This is a genomic window from Streptomyces sp. NBC_01429, assembly GCF_036231945.1.
Taxonomy (GTDB): Bacteria; Actinomycetota; Actinomycetes; order Streptomycetales; family Streptomycetaceae; genus Streptomyces.
Window position 1 is genome coordinate 3,949,285 of sequence record NZ_CP109599.1, and the last position, 17,768, is coordinate 3,967,052.

14 protein-coding genes are annotated in these 17,768 nt (G+C 72.7%); 5 read left to right on the plus strand and 9 right to left on the minus strand.

Annotated features, from left to right (window positions below; all coding sequences use genetic code 11):
* The first annotated feature begins 230 nt into the window (after positions 1-230).
* The 3 genes from OG627_RS17130 to OG627_RS17140 all read left to right on the plus strand — a co-directional run bounded on the left by OG627_RS17130 (position 231) and on the right by OG627_RS17140 (position 4,524).
* Entirely contained in the window at positions 231-1,025 is a 795-nt protein-coding gene (locus OG627_RS17130; RefSeq protein WP_329066007.1) for an ABC transporter ATP-binding protein, read from the plus strand.
* On the plus strand, positions 1,022-3,862 hold the full coding sequence (locus OG627_RS17135) for an ABC transporter permease (protein WP_329066008.1): 2,841 nt from the start codon (positions 1,022-1,024) through the stop codon (positions 3,860-3,862). The genes OG627_RS17130 and OG627_RS17135 overlap by 4 nt, the downstream gene beginning before the upstream one ends.
* 119 nt (positions 3,863-3,981) lie before the next feature.
* Positions 3,982-4,524: a bacterial proteasome activator family protein gene (locus OG627_RS17140; protein WP_329066010.1), complete on the plus strand. Its 543-nt coding sequence runs from the start codon at positions 3,982-3,984 to the stop codon at positions 4,522-4,524.
* Between the two features lie 143 nt (positions 4,525-4,667).
* Here OG627_RS17140 and OG627_RS17145 read toward each other — a convergent pair whose 3' ends face one another.
* From OG627_RS17145 to pdhA, 7 genes are all read right to left on the minus strand, one after another.
* On the minus strand, positions 4,668-5,660 hold the full coding sequence (locus tag OG627_RS17145) for an NAD(P)H-quinone oxidoreductase (protein ID WP_329066011.1): 993 nt from the start codon (positions 5,658-5,660) through the stop codon (positions 4,668-4,670).
* A gap of 83 nt (positions 5,661-5,743) precedes the next feature.
* Positions 5,744-6,799, minus strand: coding sequence for a potassium channel family protein (locus OG627_RS17150; protein WP_329072732.1), 1,056 nt, complete (start codon positions 6,797-6,799; stop codon positions 5,744-5,746).
* 20 nt (positions 6,800-6,819) lie between these two features.
* The gene (locus OG627_RS17155; RefSeq protein WP_329066013.1) at positions 6,820-8,352 is read right to left on the minus strand and encodes a molybdopterin molybdotransferase MoeA; all 1,533 of its coding nucleotides are present in this window, start codon (positions 8,350-8,352) and stop codon (positions 6,820-6,822) included.
* Positions 8,349-9,260 carry an NTP transferase domain-containing protein gene (locus tag OG627_RS17160; RefSeq protein WP_329066014.1) on the minus strand — a complete coding sequence of 304 codons (912 nt, stop codon included), beginning with the start codon at positions 9,258-9,260 and terminating at the stop codon, positions 8,349-8,351. The genes OG627_RS17155 and OG627_RS17160 overlap by 4 nt, the downstream gene beginning before the upstream one ends.
* Positions 9,261-9,349: 89 nt before the next feature.
* The gene (locus tag OG627_RS17165; RefSeq protein WP_329072734.1) at positions 9,350-10,846 is read right to left on the minus strand and encodes a dihydrolipoamide acetyltransferase family protein; all 1,497 of its coding nucleotides are present in this window, start codon (positions 10,844-10,846) and stop codon (positions 9,350-9,352) included.
* Complete coding sequence (locus tag OG627_RS17170) at positions 10,846-11,874, minus strand: alpha-ketoacid dehydrogenase subunit beta (RefSeq protein ID WP_329066016.1); 1,029 nt, start codon at positions 11,872-11,874, stop codon at positions 10,846-10,848. Before OG627_RS17170 ends, OG627_RS17165 begins: the two co-directional genes overlap by 1 nt.
* Complete coding sequence (pdhA, locus tag OG627_RS17175; RefSeq protein WP_329066018.1) at positions 11,871-13,037, minus strand: pyruvate dehydrogenase (acetyl-transferring) E1 component subunit alpha; 1,167 nt, start codon at positions 13,035-13,037, stop codon at positions 11,871-11,873. Before pdhA ends, OG627_RS17170 begins: the two co-directional genes overlap by 4 nt.
* Before the next feature lie 174 nt (positions 13,038-13,211).
* Here pdhA and OG627_RS17180 point away from each other — a divergent pair, with 174 nt between their 5' ends.
* The gene (locus OG627_RS17180; protein WP_329066020.1) at positions 13,212-13,769 is read left to right on the plus strand and encodes an Lrp/AsnC family transcriptional regulator; all 558 of its coding nucleotides are present in this window, start codon (positions 13,212-13,214) and stop codon (positions 13,767-13,769) included.
* A 15-nt stretch (positions 13,770-13,784) separates the two neighbouring features.
* On the opposite strand, the gene OG627_RS17185 is transcribed toward OG627_RS17180, so the two are convergent.
* Positions 13,785-14,390, minus strand: a complete 606-nt coding sequence (locus tag OG627_RS17185; protein WP_329066022.1) for a TetR/AcrR family transcriptional regulator — start codon at positions 14,388-14,390, stop codon at positions 13,785-13,787.
* Positions 14,387-15,907 carry a 3-hydroxyacyl-CoA dehydrogenase gene (locus OG627_RS17190; RefSeq protein ID WP_329066024.1) on the minus strand — a complete coding sequence of 507 codons (1,521 nt, stop codon included), beginning with the start codon at positions 15,905-15,907 and terminating at the stop codon, positions 14,387-14,389. Before OG627_RS17190 ends, OG627_RS17185 begins: the two co-directional genes overlap by 4 nt.
* A gap of 154 nt (positions 15,908-16,061) precedes the next feature.
* Between OG627_RS17190 and paaN the strand changes: the two genes are divergently transcribed.
* Positions 16,062-17,756 carry a phenylacetic acid degradation protein PaaN gene (paaN, locus tag OG627_RS17195; protein ID WP_329066026.1) on the plus strand — a complete coding sequence of 565 codons (1,695 nt, stop codon included), beginning with the start codon at positions 16,062-16,064 and terminating at the stop codon, positions 17,754-17,756.
* Positions 17,757-17,768: the final 12 nt, after the last annotated feature.

Genomic DNA, 17,768 nt, shown 5'->3' on the forward strand with positions numbered 1-17,768 from the left:
GCCCCGTACGGCGCGGGACCAGGCCCCCGCCGACACAGCCAAGGCCACAGCACATCCGGCCCCTCGACGCGACCAGACGCGGCCAGAGGGACACGGGCCGGCTCGGCGTGCCTCACGGCACCCCACTTCTCGCACCACGCTCCTCGCACCACTTTGTCGCATCCCACTCTCTCCGCACATGTCAGCTCATATGTGCACGTATCAGCGCGTACGTCCCAAGGGGGACCCTCATGTCCGGCAAGTCTCAGCAGCCCCACCAGTCTCAGCAGCCCCACCCATCGCCTCGCCCGCCGGGTGGGCAGTCGCCCGTCCTCCAGCTCCAGGAGCTGACCCGCGTGCACGGCAGCGGGGCCACCGAGGTGCACGCCCTGCGCGGTATCAACCTCAGCGTGTTTCCCGGCGAACTCGTCGCCGTCATGGGCCCGTCCGGCTCCGGCAAGTCCACGCTGCTCACGATCGCGGGCGGCCTCGACACTCCGACCTCGGGCCGCGTGATGGTCGAGGACACCGACATCACCAGCGCGAGCCCGAAGCAGCTCGCGGCCATGCGCCGCCGCAGCATCGGCTACGTCTTCCAGGACTACAACCTGATCCCCGCCCTCACCGCCGCCGAGAACATCGCACTGCCGCGCGAACTCGACGGGACCTCCGCGCGCAAGGCGCGCGTCGAGGCCGTGGCCGCGCTGACGGAGATGGGCCTCGAACAGCTCGCCGACCGGTTCCCCGACGAGATGTCCGGCGGCCAGCAGCAGCGCGTGGCCATCTGCCGCGCACTCGTCGGTGACCGTCGGCTGGTCCTCGCGGACGAGCCGACCGGCGCGCTGGACTCCGAGACGGGTGAGTCCGTCCTCGCGCTGCTCCGCAACCGCTGCGACGCGGGCGCGGCCGGCATCCTGGTCACCCACGAACCGCGCTTCGCGGCCTGGGCGGACCGGGTGGTCTTCCTGCGTGACGGCGCCGTCGTCGACCAGACGCTGCGCAGCGACGCGGACTCCCTGCTGAGCGGGCAGGCGGCCGAGCTGTGAAGACCTGGTTCAACGCCTGGCGCGCCGCCGTACGCATCGCCCGCCGCGACGCCTGGCGCTTCAAGGGGCGCAGCTTCCTCGTCCTCGCGATGATCGCCCTGCCCATCGTCGGCGTGAGCGCCATGGATCTGACCCTGCGCAGCGCGGAGCTGTCGACAGAGGAGAAGCTCAACCGGACGATGGGCGCCGCGGACGCCCGGTTGACCGACCCCTCGTACGGCGGAGAGGCGATCTTCCAGGCGCCGGACGGCCTCGAATACCGGCCGAAGGGCAATTTCGACGACAAACCGTGGCCCGACGGCCCCACGGACCTCGCCGGCGCCGTCCCCACGGGCGCGGGCGTCCTGAAGGACACCACGGCGAACGCGAAGCTCCGCACCACGCACGGGCTGCTGAACACCGAGGTCCGCGAGCTGAAGGCCGCGGATCCCATGACCCGGGGCATGATGACGCTCAAGAGCGGGCGCTTCCCCGAGAAGGGCGGCGAGGTCGCCGCGACCACGCACTTCCTGAAGAGCAGCGGTCTCTCGGTGGGCTCGAAGCTCACGGCGCGCGGCCTCGACGCGGACTACCGGATCGTCGGCTCGTACGAGCTGCCCAGCGATCTCGACACCGACCAGGTCAACGCTCTGCCCGGCGCGCTGCTGGCGCCGCTCGCCAAGGCGCTGAAGGCCGATGGGCTGGTGGTCCCGCGGCCGGACACCACGCTGCTGGTGAGCACCTCCGGTGGTTTCACGTGGAACATGGTGCAGGGGGCCAACGCCAAGGGTGTGGTGGTCACTTCGCGTGCCGTGGCCCTGAATCCGCCCGCCGACGCGGATGTGCCCCTCTATCAGATGGACGACTGGCAAAGCTGGGAGACCAGCCCGGGTGCCAGCACCACCGAACTGGCCGTCCTGGCCACGGTGGTCGGTCTGGCCATGCTGGAGATCTGTCTGCTGGCCGGCCCCGCCTTCGCCGTCGGCGCCCGGCGCTCGCGCCGTCAGCTCGGCCTGGTGGGTGCCAACGGCGGTGCCCGGCACCATATCCGCGCCATCGTCCTCGCCGGCGGCCTGGTCATCGGTGTCGTCTCGGCGGTGGTCGGTACGGCCCTCGGCATCGGCCTCACCGCGGCCCTGCGCCCCGTGCTGGAGGAGTATCTGGGCAAGCGCTTCGGCGGCTTCGAGATCCGGCCGCTGGAAATCCTCGGCATCGCGCTCCTCGCCGTGATCACCGGCCTGCTCTCCGCACTGGTCCCGGCCATCACGTCGTCCCGTCAGTCCGTGCTGTCGTCGCTCACCGGCCGCCGCGGTGTGCGCAAGAGCAGCAGGGTGCTGCCCCTCCTGGGGCTGGTCGCGCTTCTGGGCGGAGCCACGATCGCGCTGTACGGGTCGCTGGTGTCGAAGAAGTTCGTGATCGTCGCGGGGGGCAGCGCCATCGCCGAGCTGGGGATCGTCGCGATGACCCCGGCACTGGTGGGCCTCTTCGGCAGGGTCGGCCGCTGGCTGCCGCTGTCGCCCCGGCTCGCGCTCCGCGACGCCGTGCGCAACCGGGGACGCACGGCGCCCGCCGTGGCGGCGGTGCTGGCCGCGGTGGCGGGCACGGTGGCGGTCTCCACGTACGCCGCGAGCAGTGAAGCGCAGGACAGGGCCGCCTACGCACCGCAGCTGCCCGGCGGCGCCGCGTCGTTCACCATCACCGAGGACAACGGTCGCGACGTCCCGACCGTACGGACGGCCGTCGAGAAGATCCTTTCCACGGATGTCCGGGCCCCGGTGGACCGCATCGTCGTCGGCAAGCCGAACTGCCCGGACGACGAGTGCGGTTACTACGAGGTGATCGTCCCCAAGGCCAACAGGTGTCCGCTGTGGGACACGGGCGACAAGGACGCCTCCGAGGTCTTCAGCAAAACCGAGCGTCAGAAGCTCGCCAAGGACTGGCGGTGCGCCGGCGACAGCGGCGTCTACACCTACATCCCCAGCGGCGTGCTGGTCGGTGACGCCAACGTACTCAAGGTCCTCGGCATCGAGGATCCGGGTGCCGAGAAGGCGCTCGCGGACGGGCGGATCGTCTCGCTGGACAAGCAGAACGTCGACGCCGACGGCAAGGTCGGTATCCGGCTGGTCACGGACATGGAGAAGGCGGATCTGGCTGCGCAGAAGGGCGAGGATTGGCCGGGCGAGATCAAGTCGTTCACCGCGCACCAGGTCCCCGGCGACCCCAACGCGTACGGCGTCTCCCTGGTCCTGACTCCGGCCATGGCCAAGTCCGCCGGTCTCCGCACGGTCCCTGCCGGTGCGTACTACTCGCTCGACCAGGCGCCCAGCGACGACCAGAAGCAGCGGCTGGACAGCGAGATCGCCAGCACCGGCAGTGAGGTGGACCTCCGCATCGAGGAGGGCTACACAAGCCGGTACAACCTGGAGCTGCTGGTCCTGACGGTCTTCGCCGGGCTGATCACGATCGGCGCCGCCGGCATCGCCACCGGTCTCGCCCAGGCCGACGCCGAGGCGGATCTCAAGACGCTCGCCTCGGTGGGGGCCCCGGCGCGGGTCCGCAGGACACTCAGTGGGTTCCAGTGCGGGGTGGTGGCCGTGATGGGTGTGGTGCTCGGCTCCGTGGCCGGGGTGCTCCCGGCGATCGGGCTGCGGCTGACCCAGAAGCGCGAGGAGATGGCCTGGTACCACGAGGCACTCGACAAGGCGCTGAGCGGCACGCCCGACGTGCCGTACGTGCCGATCGTCATCCCCTGGGAGACCATGGCGATGCTGCTGATCGCCGTCCCGGTCGGCGCGGCCCTCCTGGCCGCGCTGGTGACCCGCTCGCACCGGACGCTGGGCCGCAGGGCGGCGACATAACGGGCACGGCTTCACGGAACGCGTGAACGCGTGAGGGTGTGCCCCCGTATGAAGAAGGACGACCGCCTTCGTACGGGGGCACACCGCGTCGGGACCCATGTGTGCGCGACAATGGCCCCATGGAGATGCCGAGTAACGAACGGTCGCAGGAGAGTCCCCATGTCCTCGTGGTGGGGCAGGACGGGATGGCGCTCGGCGGTGGTGGAGCCGGCGACGAGGGGCGCGAGATCCCGGTGACGGAGATGGTCGAACAGCCCGCGAAGGTCATGCGCATCGGCAGCATGATCAAGCAGCTTCTGGAGGAGGTGCGGGCGGCTCCTCTGGACGAGGCGAGCCGGGTACGGCTCAAGGAGATCCACGCCGGCTCCGTGAAGGAGCTGGAGGACGGCCTGGCCCCTGAGCTGGTGGAGGAGCTGGAGCGCCTCTCACTGCCCTTCACCGACGAGGCGATCCCCTCGGAGGCGGAGCTGCGCATCGCGCAGGCGCAGCTGGTGGGATGGCTGGAAGGTCTCTTCCACGGGATCCAGACGGCGCTGTTCGCGCAGCAGATGGCGGCCAGGGCCCAGCTGGAATCGATGCGGCGCGCGCTGCCGCCCGGCTCGGTGCCCGAGGAAGAGGGCGACCAGGGTCACGGCGCGATCCGCTCGGGCCCGTACCTGTAGGTCCCCCCGTCCCGTACCCGCACCCGTATCCGCACCCGCCCATGGCACAGCTCAGCGGCCCGGCACACCCCACGGTGTGCCGGGCCGCTGAGCTGTCTGTACCGGTACGGATACGGGTCGGGTACGGGGCGTGCGGCGCCGTGTCAGCCTGCGGTCGCGGGGTTGACCAGCAGCAGCTTGCCGAAGTGCCCGCCCGCCTCCAGGGCGCGGTGCGCCTCGGCCGCCTCGGGCAGCGGCAGCGTACGGTCCACGACCGGCCGGACCTGGCCGGCCTCGATGAGCGGCCAGACGTGTTCCCGTACGGCGGCGATGATCGCCGCCTTCTCGGCCAGCGGGCGGGCGCGCAGCGAGGTCGCCGTGACGGCGGCGCGCTTGCTCAGCAGGGCGCCCAGATCGAGCTCGCCCTTCGCGCCGCCCTGGAGGCCGATCACCGCGAGCCGGCCGTTCACGGCCAGCGCCCGCACGTTCCGCTCCAGATACTTCGCGCCGACGATGTCGAGGATGACATCCGCGCCGGCGCCGTCCGTGGCCCGGTCGATCTCCGCCACGAAGTCCTGCTCGCGGTAGTCGATCAGGATGTCCGCGCCCAGCTCGGCGCAGCGCGCCAGCTTGTCGGGCCCGCCCGCCGTCACCGCGACGCGCGCGCCGACCGCCTTGGCGAGCTGGATCGCCATGGTGCCGATCCCGCTCGCCCCGCCGTGCACGAGCAGCGTCTCGCCGGGGCTCAGGTGGGAGACCATGAAGACGTTCGACCAGACGGTGGCGGCCACCTCGGGCAGCGCGGCGGCCGTGGCCACCTCCAGCCCCTCGGGCACGGGCAGCAGCTGACCGGCCGGCACGGCCACCCGCTCGGCGTAACCGCCCCCGGCCAGCAGCGCGCACACCTCGTCCCCGACGGCCCACCCCGAGACCCCGGGTCCCAGCGCGGCGATGCGCCCGGCACATTCGAGACCGGGGTACGGGGAAGCGCCGGGCGGCGGATCGTAGAAGCCCTGCCGCTGCAACAGATCCGCGCGATTGACGGCGCTCGCCACCACCTCGACGAGCACCTCCCCCTCGCCGGGTACGGGATCGGGCACCTCGGCCCATACGAGCGCCTCGGGGCCACCGGGTTCCGGAATCGTGATCGCATGCATGGCCGCGAGGCTACTCCGGCGAGGGCCGCTCCCGGCCGGAGCGCACCGCGCACCGGTTCACGCGGAGCCGAGCCGAGCCGGGCTCAGCCGGAGCCCTCAGGAGCCGTGAGGCTGCTCGCGCGGACGATGGTGATCAGACGGTCGGTGAGCTGGAGCGGGCTCGCGGCCGGGTCGTCGTAACCGAGCAGCCGGTGCCCGCGCAGGACGCTGACCACCAGGTCGTCCGTCTCCCGTACGTTCCGCCCCACCTCGGCCTTTATGACCGGGCGTTCGATGAGGTCGAGGCCGCTGCCCTGCTGGATGAGGTCCTCCATCACCGTGCCGGCGCTGGGGCTGAGCACGGAGAGGCCGAGGAGCCGTCCGGCGGCGCTGGCGCTGGTGATGACGGCGTCCGCGCCGGACTGGCGCAGCAGCGGCGCGTTCTCCTCCTCGCGCACCGCCGCGACGATCTTCGCGCCACGGTTGAGCTGGCGCGCGGTCAGCGCCACCAGCACGGCGGTGTCGTCGCGCTGGGTGGCGATGACGATCTGCCGGGCGCGCTGGAGTTCGGCACGCAGCAGCACATCGCTGCGGGTGGCGTCGCCGACGACGCCCACGAACCCTTCGGCGTTGGCGGCCTCGATGACCTTGCCGGACGGGTCGACAATGACTATCTGCTCCTTCTTCAGACCCGTCGCACACAGGGTCTGCATCGCCGAGCGTCCCTTGGTGCCGTAGCCGACGATGACGGTGTGGTCACGCAAGTTGGACCTCCAGCGGTTCAGCCGCCACTCCTCGCGGGTGCGCTCGGTGAGCACCTCAAGAGTCGTACCGACCAGGATGATGAGGAAGAGGACCCGCAGCGGGGTCACCAGCAGCACATTGGCCAGCCGCGCGCCGTCGCTGTACGGAACGATGTCGCCGTACCCCGTGGTGGAGAGCGTGACGGTCGCGTAGTAGACGGAGTCGAGGAAGTCGACGGAGTTGTCCGCGTTGTCGTGGTAGCCCTCCTTGTCGATATAGACGATGAACACCGTCAGGGCGAGGACGAACAGCGCCATCAACAGCCTTCTGCTGACCTGCCGCAGGGGCCGGACGATCTTTCGGCGCGGCAGCTTCACCCGCGCGGTGACCAGATACTCGTCCGCGTGCCGGGCCATCGCGTCGTGGCCGGGAAGTTTCACGTGAAACACCCTCCGTCGACCGATGCCGTCCAGGGCAGGTCGAGTACTTCCAGTTCGTCGCCGGGCCGCGCGCCCCCCTGCGGGACCACCGCGAGCCCGTCCGATGCGGCGATACCGCGCAACATGGCGGGCCCGTGGAAACGCAGCGGTACGAGGCCCTCGTCACGGTAGACGAAGGGCACCAGCCGGGTGTCGTGCGGGTGGCCTTGGACCGCCTCGCGCAGCGGTGCGTGGTACGGAGCGGGCTGCACCCGTCCGGACAGGGCGCGCAGCAGGGGCTCGGCGAGGGTCAGCAGGCCGGAGACGGCGGCGAGCGGATTGCCGGGGAGGCCCACCAGGTGGCGCCCCGACGGCAGCCGGCCCAGCAGCATGGGGTGGCCCGGCCGTACGGCGACCCCGTCCACCAGCAGCTCGGCGCCCGCTCGGGCGAGCACCGCGTGGACATGGTCGACCGGCCCCGCCGCCGTTCCACCGGTGGTCAGGATCAGATCCGCCTCGGATTCGGTGACCGCGCGATGGAGCGCCTCGGCGTCGTCACCGAGTCGGCGGGTGGCGATGACCTCGGCGCCGAGAGCGCGCAGCCAGGGCGCGATCATCGGCCCCAGGGCGTCGCGGATCAGCCCGTCGTGGGGGAGTCCCCCGGTCAGCAGCTCATCGCCGAGGACGAGGACCTCGACGCGCGGACGGGGGACGGTCAGCAGCTCGTCGTAACCGGCGGCCGCGGCCAGGCCCAGCACGGCGGGCGTCACCGAGGAGCCGGCGGGCAGCAGCCGGTCGCCGGAGCGGCACTCCTGGCCGCGTGACCTGATGTCCTGGCCGGGAGTCGGTTCGCGGACGGCGTGGAGATGGCCGGTGCTGTCCGTACGGGCGTGCTCGCTGCGGATCACGGCGGTGGTGTCGGCCGGGACGCGGGCGCCGGTGGCGATCCGTACCGCCACCCCGTCGGGGAGCGGCTCAGCCCTGCCCTGACCGGCGAGTATGCCCGCCGGAGGGGTCTTTCCCCCGGACCGCGTGACGCGCGTGGCTGATCCGGCAGACGTGGCAGATGCGGCAGATGTGGGAGGTCCGGGAGATCCGGCCGCCGCGGTCTGTACGGACCAGGGGCCCGGCCCCGAGACCGCCCAGCCGTCCATGGCGGAGGTGTCGAAGGACGGCAGGTCGGTGAGCGCGGTCAGCGGCTCCGCGAGGGTGAGGCCCAGTGCCTGGTCGAGGGGCACCCGGCGGGCGCGGGCGGGCGAGACAGCCTCGGCGGAACGCGCCGCACGGGACGCGAGCGCGCGGGCGGCGGGCCACGGCGTGGCGCGGCCGCGGTCCGTCGGGGCGGATGCGGCTCCCGTGCCGCGGTTGCCGCCGTGGTCGTGCGGGTCGTGCGGGTCGCTGCGCTCATGGTCGGCGGCGGATCGGGCGCGATCCGCACCCGGTCCGGGGCCCTGATGGCGCGCGCGCGTCCTCGCCGCGCCTCGGCCGACGAGGGCGAGGGCGTCCTCGACCCCGTCGATCCCCTCGGCCTCACGGTCGTGGGCGCTCATCCGGCTTCGGCCCCCTTGGGCGCGCCTCCGGCGCTCCCCCCGTCCGGCGCGTCCGTCCCGCCCGTCTCGCCCGTCTCGTCCGCCCAGCGGAGAGCGAGCGCCGTGGCCTTGCGCGACGCCTCGGCCACGGCTTCGGGACCGTCTCCGGCCGCCCTGCCCGCCGCGTATCCGACCAGAAAGGTCGTCAGCGGCGCGGCGGGCCTGGCGACGCCGTGCGCGGCGTCGCGGGCGAGATCGAGGAGGACATGGGTATCGACGTCCAGCTCGATACCGAGTTCTTCCTTGACTGCGGTCATCCATTCGTCCAGCACGGACCCATGCTCTCTGATCCGGGCCCGGGCCGTGGAGATGTCCTCCCAGGTGTCGCAGTCGAAGGAGGCGAGCGGGTCGCTCCCGACCCGGACGAGGTCGAGTTCCGCCGCGAGCAGCCGCAGCGGCAGACCGGCGAGACTGCCGTACTCGGTGGCGAGCAGGGCGATCTCGCGGCGCAGCGGCTCCGCCCGGTAGGCGGCGACCAGGGGCTGGTCCCGCCCGTCGGCGTCGGTGAGCAGAGCGGCCTCCCGGCCGGTGGCGTCCAGCGTCCCGATCAGCCGCTGGACCGTCGGCTTCTCCAGGAACGGGAGATCGGCCGAGAGGACGACCACGGTCTCGGTACCGGCGGCGAGAGACCGCACCCCCGCGTCGAGCGCGGCGAGCGGCCCGCCGCCCGGCGGATCCTCGCGCGCCCAGCGCACCGGACGCGCGGTGGGCCGTCTGCCGCCCACGACCACGGTGCTCCCGGCCTGTGCGCAGGCCGCCAGCACCCGGTCGAGCAGCGGCCGGCCCCCGACCCGTACTCCCGGTTTGTCGACCCCACCGAGCCGCTTCGCGGCACCTCCGGCGAGCACGATGGCGTCATAGGCGGTCATGACTGAAGTATGAGCCGCCGTCCGCATGCTCGAAGCACCCGAGGCGGCCCGTATCCGCGCGTATCCCTCCAGGACCCCGGCGGCGGTCCCTACAGCGTGCGCAGCAGCACCGCCGGTTGCTCGACGCAGTCCGCCACATAGCGCAGGAAACCGCCCGCCGTACCGCCGTCGCAGACCCGGTGGTCGAAGGTGAGCGACAGCTGCACGACCTGACGCACCGCCAGCTCCCCTTGGTGCACCCATGGTTTGGGCACGATCCGGCCGACGCCGAGCATCGCCGCCTCCGGGTGGTTGATGATCGGCGTGGAGCCGTCGACGCCGAACACCCCGTAGTTGTTGAGCGTGAACGTTCCGCCCGTGAGATCGGCCGGCGTCAGCCGTCCGGCCCTGCCCGCCTCCGTCAGCCGCGCGAACTCGGCGCTCAGCGACTCGGCGGAGCGCAGATGCGCGTCCCGTACGACGGGGACGACCAGCCCTCGGTCGGTCTGCGCGGCGAACCCGAGATGCACAGCGGGCAGGCGTACGACCTCCCGCGCCGCCATGTCCACGGTCGAGTTCAGCTCGGGATGGCGGGCGAGCGCCGAGGTACAGATCCGGGCCAGCAGGGCGAGCAGCGATATCTTCGCGCCGCCCGCGGCGTTCATCGCCGCCCTGGCGGCCATCAGCTCCGTGGCGTCCGCGTCGACCCAGCAGGTCGCGTCCGGGATCTCGCGCCGGCTGCGCGCGAGCTTGTCAGCGACCGCGCCCCGCACACCCCGCAACGGCACCCGGGTCGCCCCGGCCTGCCCGGCCCCGGCGGCGGAAGCGGGAGCGGCGGCGGAAGCGGCGGTGCCAGGCGCCGGTACGGATGCCGGTACGGGTACTACGGGTACCCGTACGGGTGCGGCCACCGGCGCCGCGGCAGCGGGCGCCGCGGCAGCCACGCCCTCCCTGATCGCCTGCTCGACGTCGCAGCGCAGGATCAGCCCCTCCGGTCCCGAGCCGGTCAGCCCGCGCAGATCCACTTCGTGCTCACGGGCCAGCCGGCGCACCAGCGGCGAGACGACCGGGACAGGCCCCTGTGCCTGTGCCAGGGCCTGTCCCGCGCCCGTACCGTTCACCGGCCCGGCGGCGGAGTGCGTCGCCGCGAGAGCAGCCCGGGCCAACCGGTCGGGCCGGACCCGGCGACGGCGCGCCACCGGCGCCCCCGTCCCGTACCCGACCAGCACATTGCCCGACGCCTCGGCCGAGGCGTCCGTCGGGGCGGACGCGGCCGGGGCCGCCGGCTCCGACGGCCCGGCGGTCTCCGGCGAGGACCCGGCGGCGGGCACGTCCCCGCCCGCCTCCGGCACCGCCTCGGACGCGCCCACCGCCACCGTCAGCAGCGGCGCGCCCACCGGCAGCTCCGTCCCCTCCTCGCCGTAACGCGCCGTCACCACGCCCCCGTAGGGGCAGGGCACCTCGACCATCGCCTTGGCCGTCTCGACCTCGACGACCGGCTGGTCGACGGCGACGACATCCCCCACCGCCACCAGCCAGCGCACGATCTCGCCCTCGGTCAGCCCTTCTCCGAGGTCGGGCAGTTTGAATTCCAGCACCTGGGCCATCAGCTCTCCGTCTCCCACTGGAGCCGCGCTACCGCGTCCAGCACCCGGTCCACTCCCGGAAGATGGTGCCTCTCCAGCATCGGCGGCGGATACGGAATATCAAATCCGGCCACGCGAAGGACCGGCGCCTCCAGGTGGTGGAAGCAGCGCTCGGTGACCCGGGCGGCGATCTCGCCGCCGGGACCGCCGAAGCCGGCGGACTCGTGGACGACGACCGCGCGCCCCGTCCGCCGGACCGACGCGGCCACCGTCTCGTCGTCGAACGGCACCAGGGAGCGCAGATCGACGACCTCCAGGTCCCAGCCCTCCTCCTGGGCCGCCTCCGCCGCCTCCAGACAGACCGGCACGGACGGCCCGTACGTGATCAGGGTGGCGCTGCGCCCCGGCCGCCGCACGACGGCCCGGCCGATCGGCTCGACCTCCGTCGGCGCGTCCTGCGACCACTGGGCCTTCGACCAGTAGAGCCGCTTCGGCTCCAGGAAGATCACCGGATCGTCCGAGGCGATCGCCGCGCGCAGCAGCCCGTAGGCGTCGTCCACCGTCGCGGGCGTGACGACATGGAGCCCCGGAGTCGCCATGTAGTACGCCTCGGAGGAGTCGCTGTGGTGCTCGACGCCACCGATCCCGCCGCCGTACGGCACCCGGACGGTGATCGGCAGGGGCATCGCGCCGCGCGTGCGGTTGCGCATCTTCGCCACATGGCTGATGAGCTGCTCGAACGACGGATAGGCGAAGGCGTCGAACTGCATCTCCACGACGGGCCGCAGCCCGTACATCGCCATCCCGACGGCCGCGCCCAGAATGCCAGCCTCGGCGAGCGGGGTGTCCGTGCAGCGCTCGTCCCCGAACTCCGCCGCGAGCCCGTCGGTGATCCGGAAGACACCGCCGAGGGTGCCGACGTCCTCTCCGAGGACATGGACCGACGGGTCCTCGGCCATCGCGTCGCGCATCGCGCGCCGCAGGGCCTGCGCCATGGTGGCGGGCTTGGCGGCCTCGGCCGCGACGGGGACGGTCCCGACGGCGGTCATCGCGCCTCACCGGCCCCTTCCCCGGCGGAGGCGTCCAGCTCCGCGCGCAGCAGGGCCTCCTGCTCGCGCAGCTGGGGCGTCCGCTCCGCGTAGACATGGGCGAAGAGGTCCGCCGGGTCGAGCGCCGGCTCGGCGTTCATCCGGTCGCGCAGCCGCGCGGCCATCCTCTCGGCCGCCTCGGCGGCCTCCGCGATGCCCGCCTCGTCGAGCAGCCCGCGCCGCGTCAGCTCGTGCTCCAGCAACCGGATCGGGTCGTGCGCCCGCCAGGTCTCGACCTCCTCGGCGTCCCGGTAGCGCGTGGCGTCGTCGGCGTTCGTGTGGGAGTCGACGCGGTAGGTGACGGCCTCGACCAGCGTCGGCCCCTCGCCACGCCTCGCGCGCGCCATGGCCTCCCCGAGCACCGTGTGCACCGCCACCGCGTCGTTCCCGTCGACCAGCCGGCCCGGCATGCCGTACCCGACGGCCTTGTGGGCCAGGGAGGGCGCCGCGCTCTGCTTGGCGAGCGGCACCGAGATGGCGAAGCCGTTGTTCTGTACGAGGAAGACGACGGGAGCGCGCCAGACGGCGGCGAAGTTGAGCGCCTCGTGGAAGTCGCCCTCGCTGGTGCCTCCGTCGCCGACCAGCGCGAGCGCCACCACGTCGTCGCCCTTGAGCCGGGCCGCGTGCGCCAGACCGACCGCGTGCGGCAGCTGGGTGGCGAGCGGGGTGGACAGCGGTGCGACGCGGTGCTCGTAGGGGTCGTAGCCCGTGTGCCAGTCGCCGCGCAGCAGCGTCAGCGCCTGTACGGGGTCGAGTCCGCGCGCCACGGCCGCGAGGGTGTCGCGGTAGCTGGGGAAGAGCCAGTCCTCCGCGCGCAGCACCAGCGCGGCGGCTACCTCGCACGCCTCCTGGCCCGTGCTCGACGGATAGACCGCGAGCCTGCCCTGCTTGGTGAGCGCCGTGGCCTGCGTGTTGTACCTGCGGCCGCGGACCAGCTCGGTGTAGAGCCGCAGCAGCAGCGCGGGCTCCGCGCCCGCAGCGGCGTCCGTCCCCAGCACCCGGTACGGCTCGGGGTCGGGGAGCAGCGGTGCGGGATCGGTGCGCGGCCGCCACGCCGGGGGCGGGGTGGGCCGGTAGGCCGCGGCGGCGGGCAACTCCTGGACGGACGTACTGCTTTTCTTCACGCGTGCACCTCCTCGTGGGAGCGGGCAAACGGGGTGCCTGAATGTGGCACGCCTCACCTACCGATTGTTCGGTCGCCGGGCCATTTTGGCTACACACGCCCTCAGCCTGTGGACAAACGGTTCTCCACAGCCTGGGATGGACGCAGCTCGTCCATGGCGAGGAGGCGGGGAGACATGGAAGCTGAACAAATGGCCGACGGCATCGGCAGGGACCCCGAGACCGGGTACGGCGAGGGGTACGCCGGCGGTACGGAGCCGGTCGCGGCGGCGCGTCCCCTGGACTCCACCGACCGGGACATCCTGCGCATCCTGCGGACGGACGGCCGCGCCTCGATACGGTCGGTGGCCGATCGCGTCCACGTCTCGCGCGCCAACGCCTACGCCCGGATCAACCGGCTGATCGACGACGGCGTGATCCGGGGCTTCAGCGCCAGGGTCGACCACGAACGGGCGGGCCAGGGCGCCTCCGCCTACATCACCCTGAAGATCGTCCAGAACTCCTGGCGCACGGTGCGCGAACAGCTCCAGGAGTTGCCGGGGGCCACGCACATCGCCCTGGTCAGCGGCGACTTCGACGTACTGCTGCTGGTGCACACCCCGGACAACCGGACCCTGCGCGAGCTGGTGCTCACCCGTATCCAGGCCATTCCGGAGGTGCTCTCCACCCGCACCCTGCTGGTGTTCGAGGAGACGGACCTGACCCCGGGCGCCGCGCCGCCGGACAGGCCCTGAACCCCGGCGGAGACCCTAGGAGGCCTTCTGCGGAGCCGTACGCAGCCCGTCGAAGGCCAGCCGCACCACGGCGTCGGCCACCTGCTCGCGGTCGTAGCCGCCGGCCGCCTGCGGCCGGTACCACTCCACCAGGGAGTTGACCATCCCGAAGAGCAGCCGGGTCGCCAGTCTGATGTCCATATCGGCGCGCAGATCGCCGTCCGCGGCGGCGGCCTTGAGGAGATCGGCCACGCGCTGGTCGAACTCCCTGCGCCGCTCCATCGCCCAGCGCTCGGTCTGCGTATTGCCCCTGACCCGCAGCAGCAGCGTCACATACGGCAGCTCGGCCATCAGCACCTCGACGGTGCGGCGGGTCACGTACTCGACGCGCGCGATCGCCCGCCCCCGGGTGGCACCCTCCTCCCCCAGGATCCCGAAGAGGCCGTCCAGGGCGCGGCTGACCGCGCGGCGCAGCAGCTCCTCCTTGCCGACCACATGGTGGTATATCGAGGACTTGGAGATCCCGGCGGCCTTCGAGAGGTGCTCCATGGACGTGCCGTCGTAGCCGCGCTCGTTGAAGACGCGGACGGCCACGGTCAGCAGGGTCTCGGGCGTGTAGGTGTCGCGCTTGGGGGTGGTCATGAGGCGTCGTCCTCCTGGGCGGCGGCCAGGCGGCGCAGGGCCTGGGAAGGGGCGTAGCGGCCGGTGGGGTACTCCTCGTGCAGGGCCTCCAGGGTGTCCCGCACCCACCGCGCGCCGAGTTCCGTGCCCCACTCGACGGGACCGCGCGGGTAGTTGACGCCGAGCCGCATCGCGGTGTCGATGTCCTCGGGGGCGGCCACCCGGCGCGCCGCCGCGTCCAGCGCGAAGTCCGCGAGCATCGCGACCGTACGGGCCACGATCAGGCCGGGGACGTCGGCGATGACGCTGACGTCCTTGCCGAGCGCCTGGAAGAGCCCGACGGCCTCCGCCAGGGCCGTCGCGGTGACCCCGGCGGCGGGAGCGAGCGCGACGCGGGTCGCGGCCCGGTAGTCCAGCGCCAGATCGAAGTGGACGACGGGCATGGCCGCGTCGTCGGCCGCCGACCCGTCCGCGAGGAACAGCCGCGTGCCGTCGGACAGTTCGATCCATCCCGGGTAGCCCGCGACACCGTCCTCTTCGAGGACGACGGCGATACCCGCCTCCTGGATCAGTCCGGGCAGCGCGGCGGCGGCGAGGAGATCGCCCCGGACCGTGACGGACGCGGGCGCCCGCTCCGGGGCGGCCGTGTGCGCCTCGGCGCGCGTGGCGTCCGCTCCGTACGCGTACCATCCCCGCCCCGTCTTGCGGCCCAGCCGCCCCGACTCCACGAGCCGGCGCTGCGCGAGCGAGGGCGTGAACCGCACGTCCTGGAAGAAGGACTCCCAGACCGATCGGGTGACGGCCTCGTTGACGTCCTGGCCGATCAGATCGGTCAGCTCGAAGGGGCCCATCCGGAAGCCGCCGCACTCACGCAGGACGGCGTCGATCGTGGCGGGGTCGGCGGCCCCCTCCTCGTACACCCGCAGCGCCTCGGCGTAGAAGGGGCGCGCGACGCGGTTGACGATGAAGCCCGGGGTGTCTGCGCAGCGTATGGGGGTCTTGCCCCAGGCGCCGGCCGTCGCGTGCGCGCGCTCGGCGGCGGCCGGGTCGGTCGCGGCGCCGCTGACGACCTCCACGAGCGGGAGGAGCGGCGCCGGGTTGAAGAAGTGCAGTCCGAGGAAGCGGCCGGGGTGGCGCAGCGCGCCCGCGACGGCCGTGACGGAGAGGGAGGAGGTGTTGGTGGCGAGCAGACAGTCCTCGGCCACGACGTCCTCCAGCGCCGCGAACAGCTCCTGTTTGACGGAGAGCCGCTCCAGGACGGCTTCGGCCACGAGCGCGGCGTCGGACAGTTCGGCGAGGTCGGTGGCGGGGTGCAGCCGGGTCAGCGCCGTGTCGCGCGCCGAGGCGTCGAGGCGGCCCTTCTCGACCAGCCGGCCGAGGCGTGCGGCGAGAGCGGTGGCCGCCTGTTCCGCCCGGCCCGGCACGGCGTCGTAGAGCCGTACGGGGTGACCGGCGACCAGCGCCACCTGCGCTATGCCCTGCCCCATCGTGCCGGTGCCGACGACCGCGACGACGCGGTGCGGCTCGATTGCTGTCATGAACGCAATCCTCCCGTATCTGTCGCGGTGGGTTGCCCGCGGCCGAGTTGTCCACAGGTTGGCCGGGCCCCCTTGTCCCGACCGATCGTTCGGTTACTCTAACTCTGTCCGCCGGCTTGTGTCCCTGCCACGCTCGATGAGGAGTTGGTCCGTGATGGCCGCCCAGCTCAGCCCCCAGCAGCTCGCCGATAAGCACCGGCCCACGCTCGATCAGGCCCTCGACGCGATCCGCACCCGCGCGTACTGGTCTCCCCATCCCGAACACCCCAAGGCGTACGGCGAGAGTGCCGCCGCCGACGGGCTCGCCGCCTTCCAGGCCCTGCGCGGCACCCGCTTCGAGCTGGACCAGCCGGGCACGGACGGCTGGACGGGCGGGGAGATCTCGCCCTACGGCCCCGCGCTCGACGTGGAGTATCCGCACGCGGACCCGGACGTCCTGCTGCCCGCACTGCGCGCGGGCATGGGCGCGTGGCGCGAGGCGGGCCCCGAAGCGCGCGCGCTGGTCTGTCTGGAGATCCTGGCGCGGATCAGCGCGCGGACGCACGAGTTCGCACACGCGGTGATGCACACCAGCGGGCAGGCGTTCCTGATGGCGCTCCAGGCGGGCGGGCCGCACGCCCAGGACCGCGGTCTGGAGGCCGTGGCGTACGCGTACCAGGAGCAGACCCGTACGCCCGCCGCCGCCGACTGGTCGAAGCCGCAGGGCAAGCGCGACCCTCTTGAGCTGCGCAAGACGTTCACCGCCGTGCCGCGCGGCATCGCGCTGCTGATCGGCTGCAACACCTTCCCGACGTGGAACGGCTACCCGGGCCTGTTCGCGTCCCTGGCCGCGGGCAACCCCGTGCTGGTCAAGCCGCACCCGCGCGCGGTCCTGCCGCTCGCGCTGACGGTGCGGGTCGCCCGCGAGGTGCTCGCGGAGGCCGGCTTCGACCCGAATCTGGTCGCGCTGGCCGTGGAGCGCCCCGGTGAGGGCATCGCCAAGTCCCTGGCAGTCCGGCCCGAGATCCGGATCATCGACTACACCGGATCGACCGCCTTCGGGGACTGGCTGGAGACCCACGCCCGCCAGGCGCAGGTCTACACGGAGAAGGCCGGCGTCAACACCGTCGTCATCGACTCCACCGGCGACTACAAGGGAATGCTCGCCAATCTCGCCTTCTCGCTGTCGCTGTACAGCGGCCAGATGTGCACCACCCCGCAGAATCTGCTGATCCCCCGGGACGGCATCGCGACGGACGCGGGCCACAAGTCGTACGACGAGGTGGTCGCCGATCTCGCGGCCTCGGTGTCGGGCCTGCTGGGCGACGACGCGCGGGCCAACGCCGTGCTCGGCGCGCTGGTCAACCCGGAGGTGAAGGCCCGCCTGGACGCGGCGGCCGGGCTCGGGGACCTCGCGCTGGCCTCGCGCGAGATCACCCACCCGGACTTCCCGGACGCCGTGGTCCGTACGCCCGCGCTCGTGAAGGCCGACGGCGCCCGTAAGACCTGGGAGGGGCCGGAGGAGCCCGGCTATCTCTCCGAGTGCTTCGGACCGGTGTCCTTCGCTGTCGCCGTGGACTCGACGGCGGACGCGCTGGATCTGCTGCGGTACACCGTGTGCCACCGGGGCGCGATGACGGTCGGCGCCTACACGACCTCGCCGGAGACCGAGCGCGCCGTCGAGGACGTCTGCCTGGAGGAGTCCGCGCAGCTCTCGCTCAACCTCACGGGAGGGGTGTACGTGAACCAGACGGCGGCCTTCTCGGACTTCCACGGCTCCGGCGGCAACCCCGCGGCGAACGCGGCGCTGTGCGACGCGGCGTTCGTGGCCAACCGCTTCCGTGTGGTGGAGGTCCGGCGCCAGGGCTGAGCGGCAGGCCCC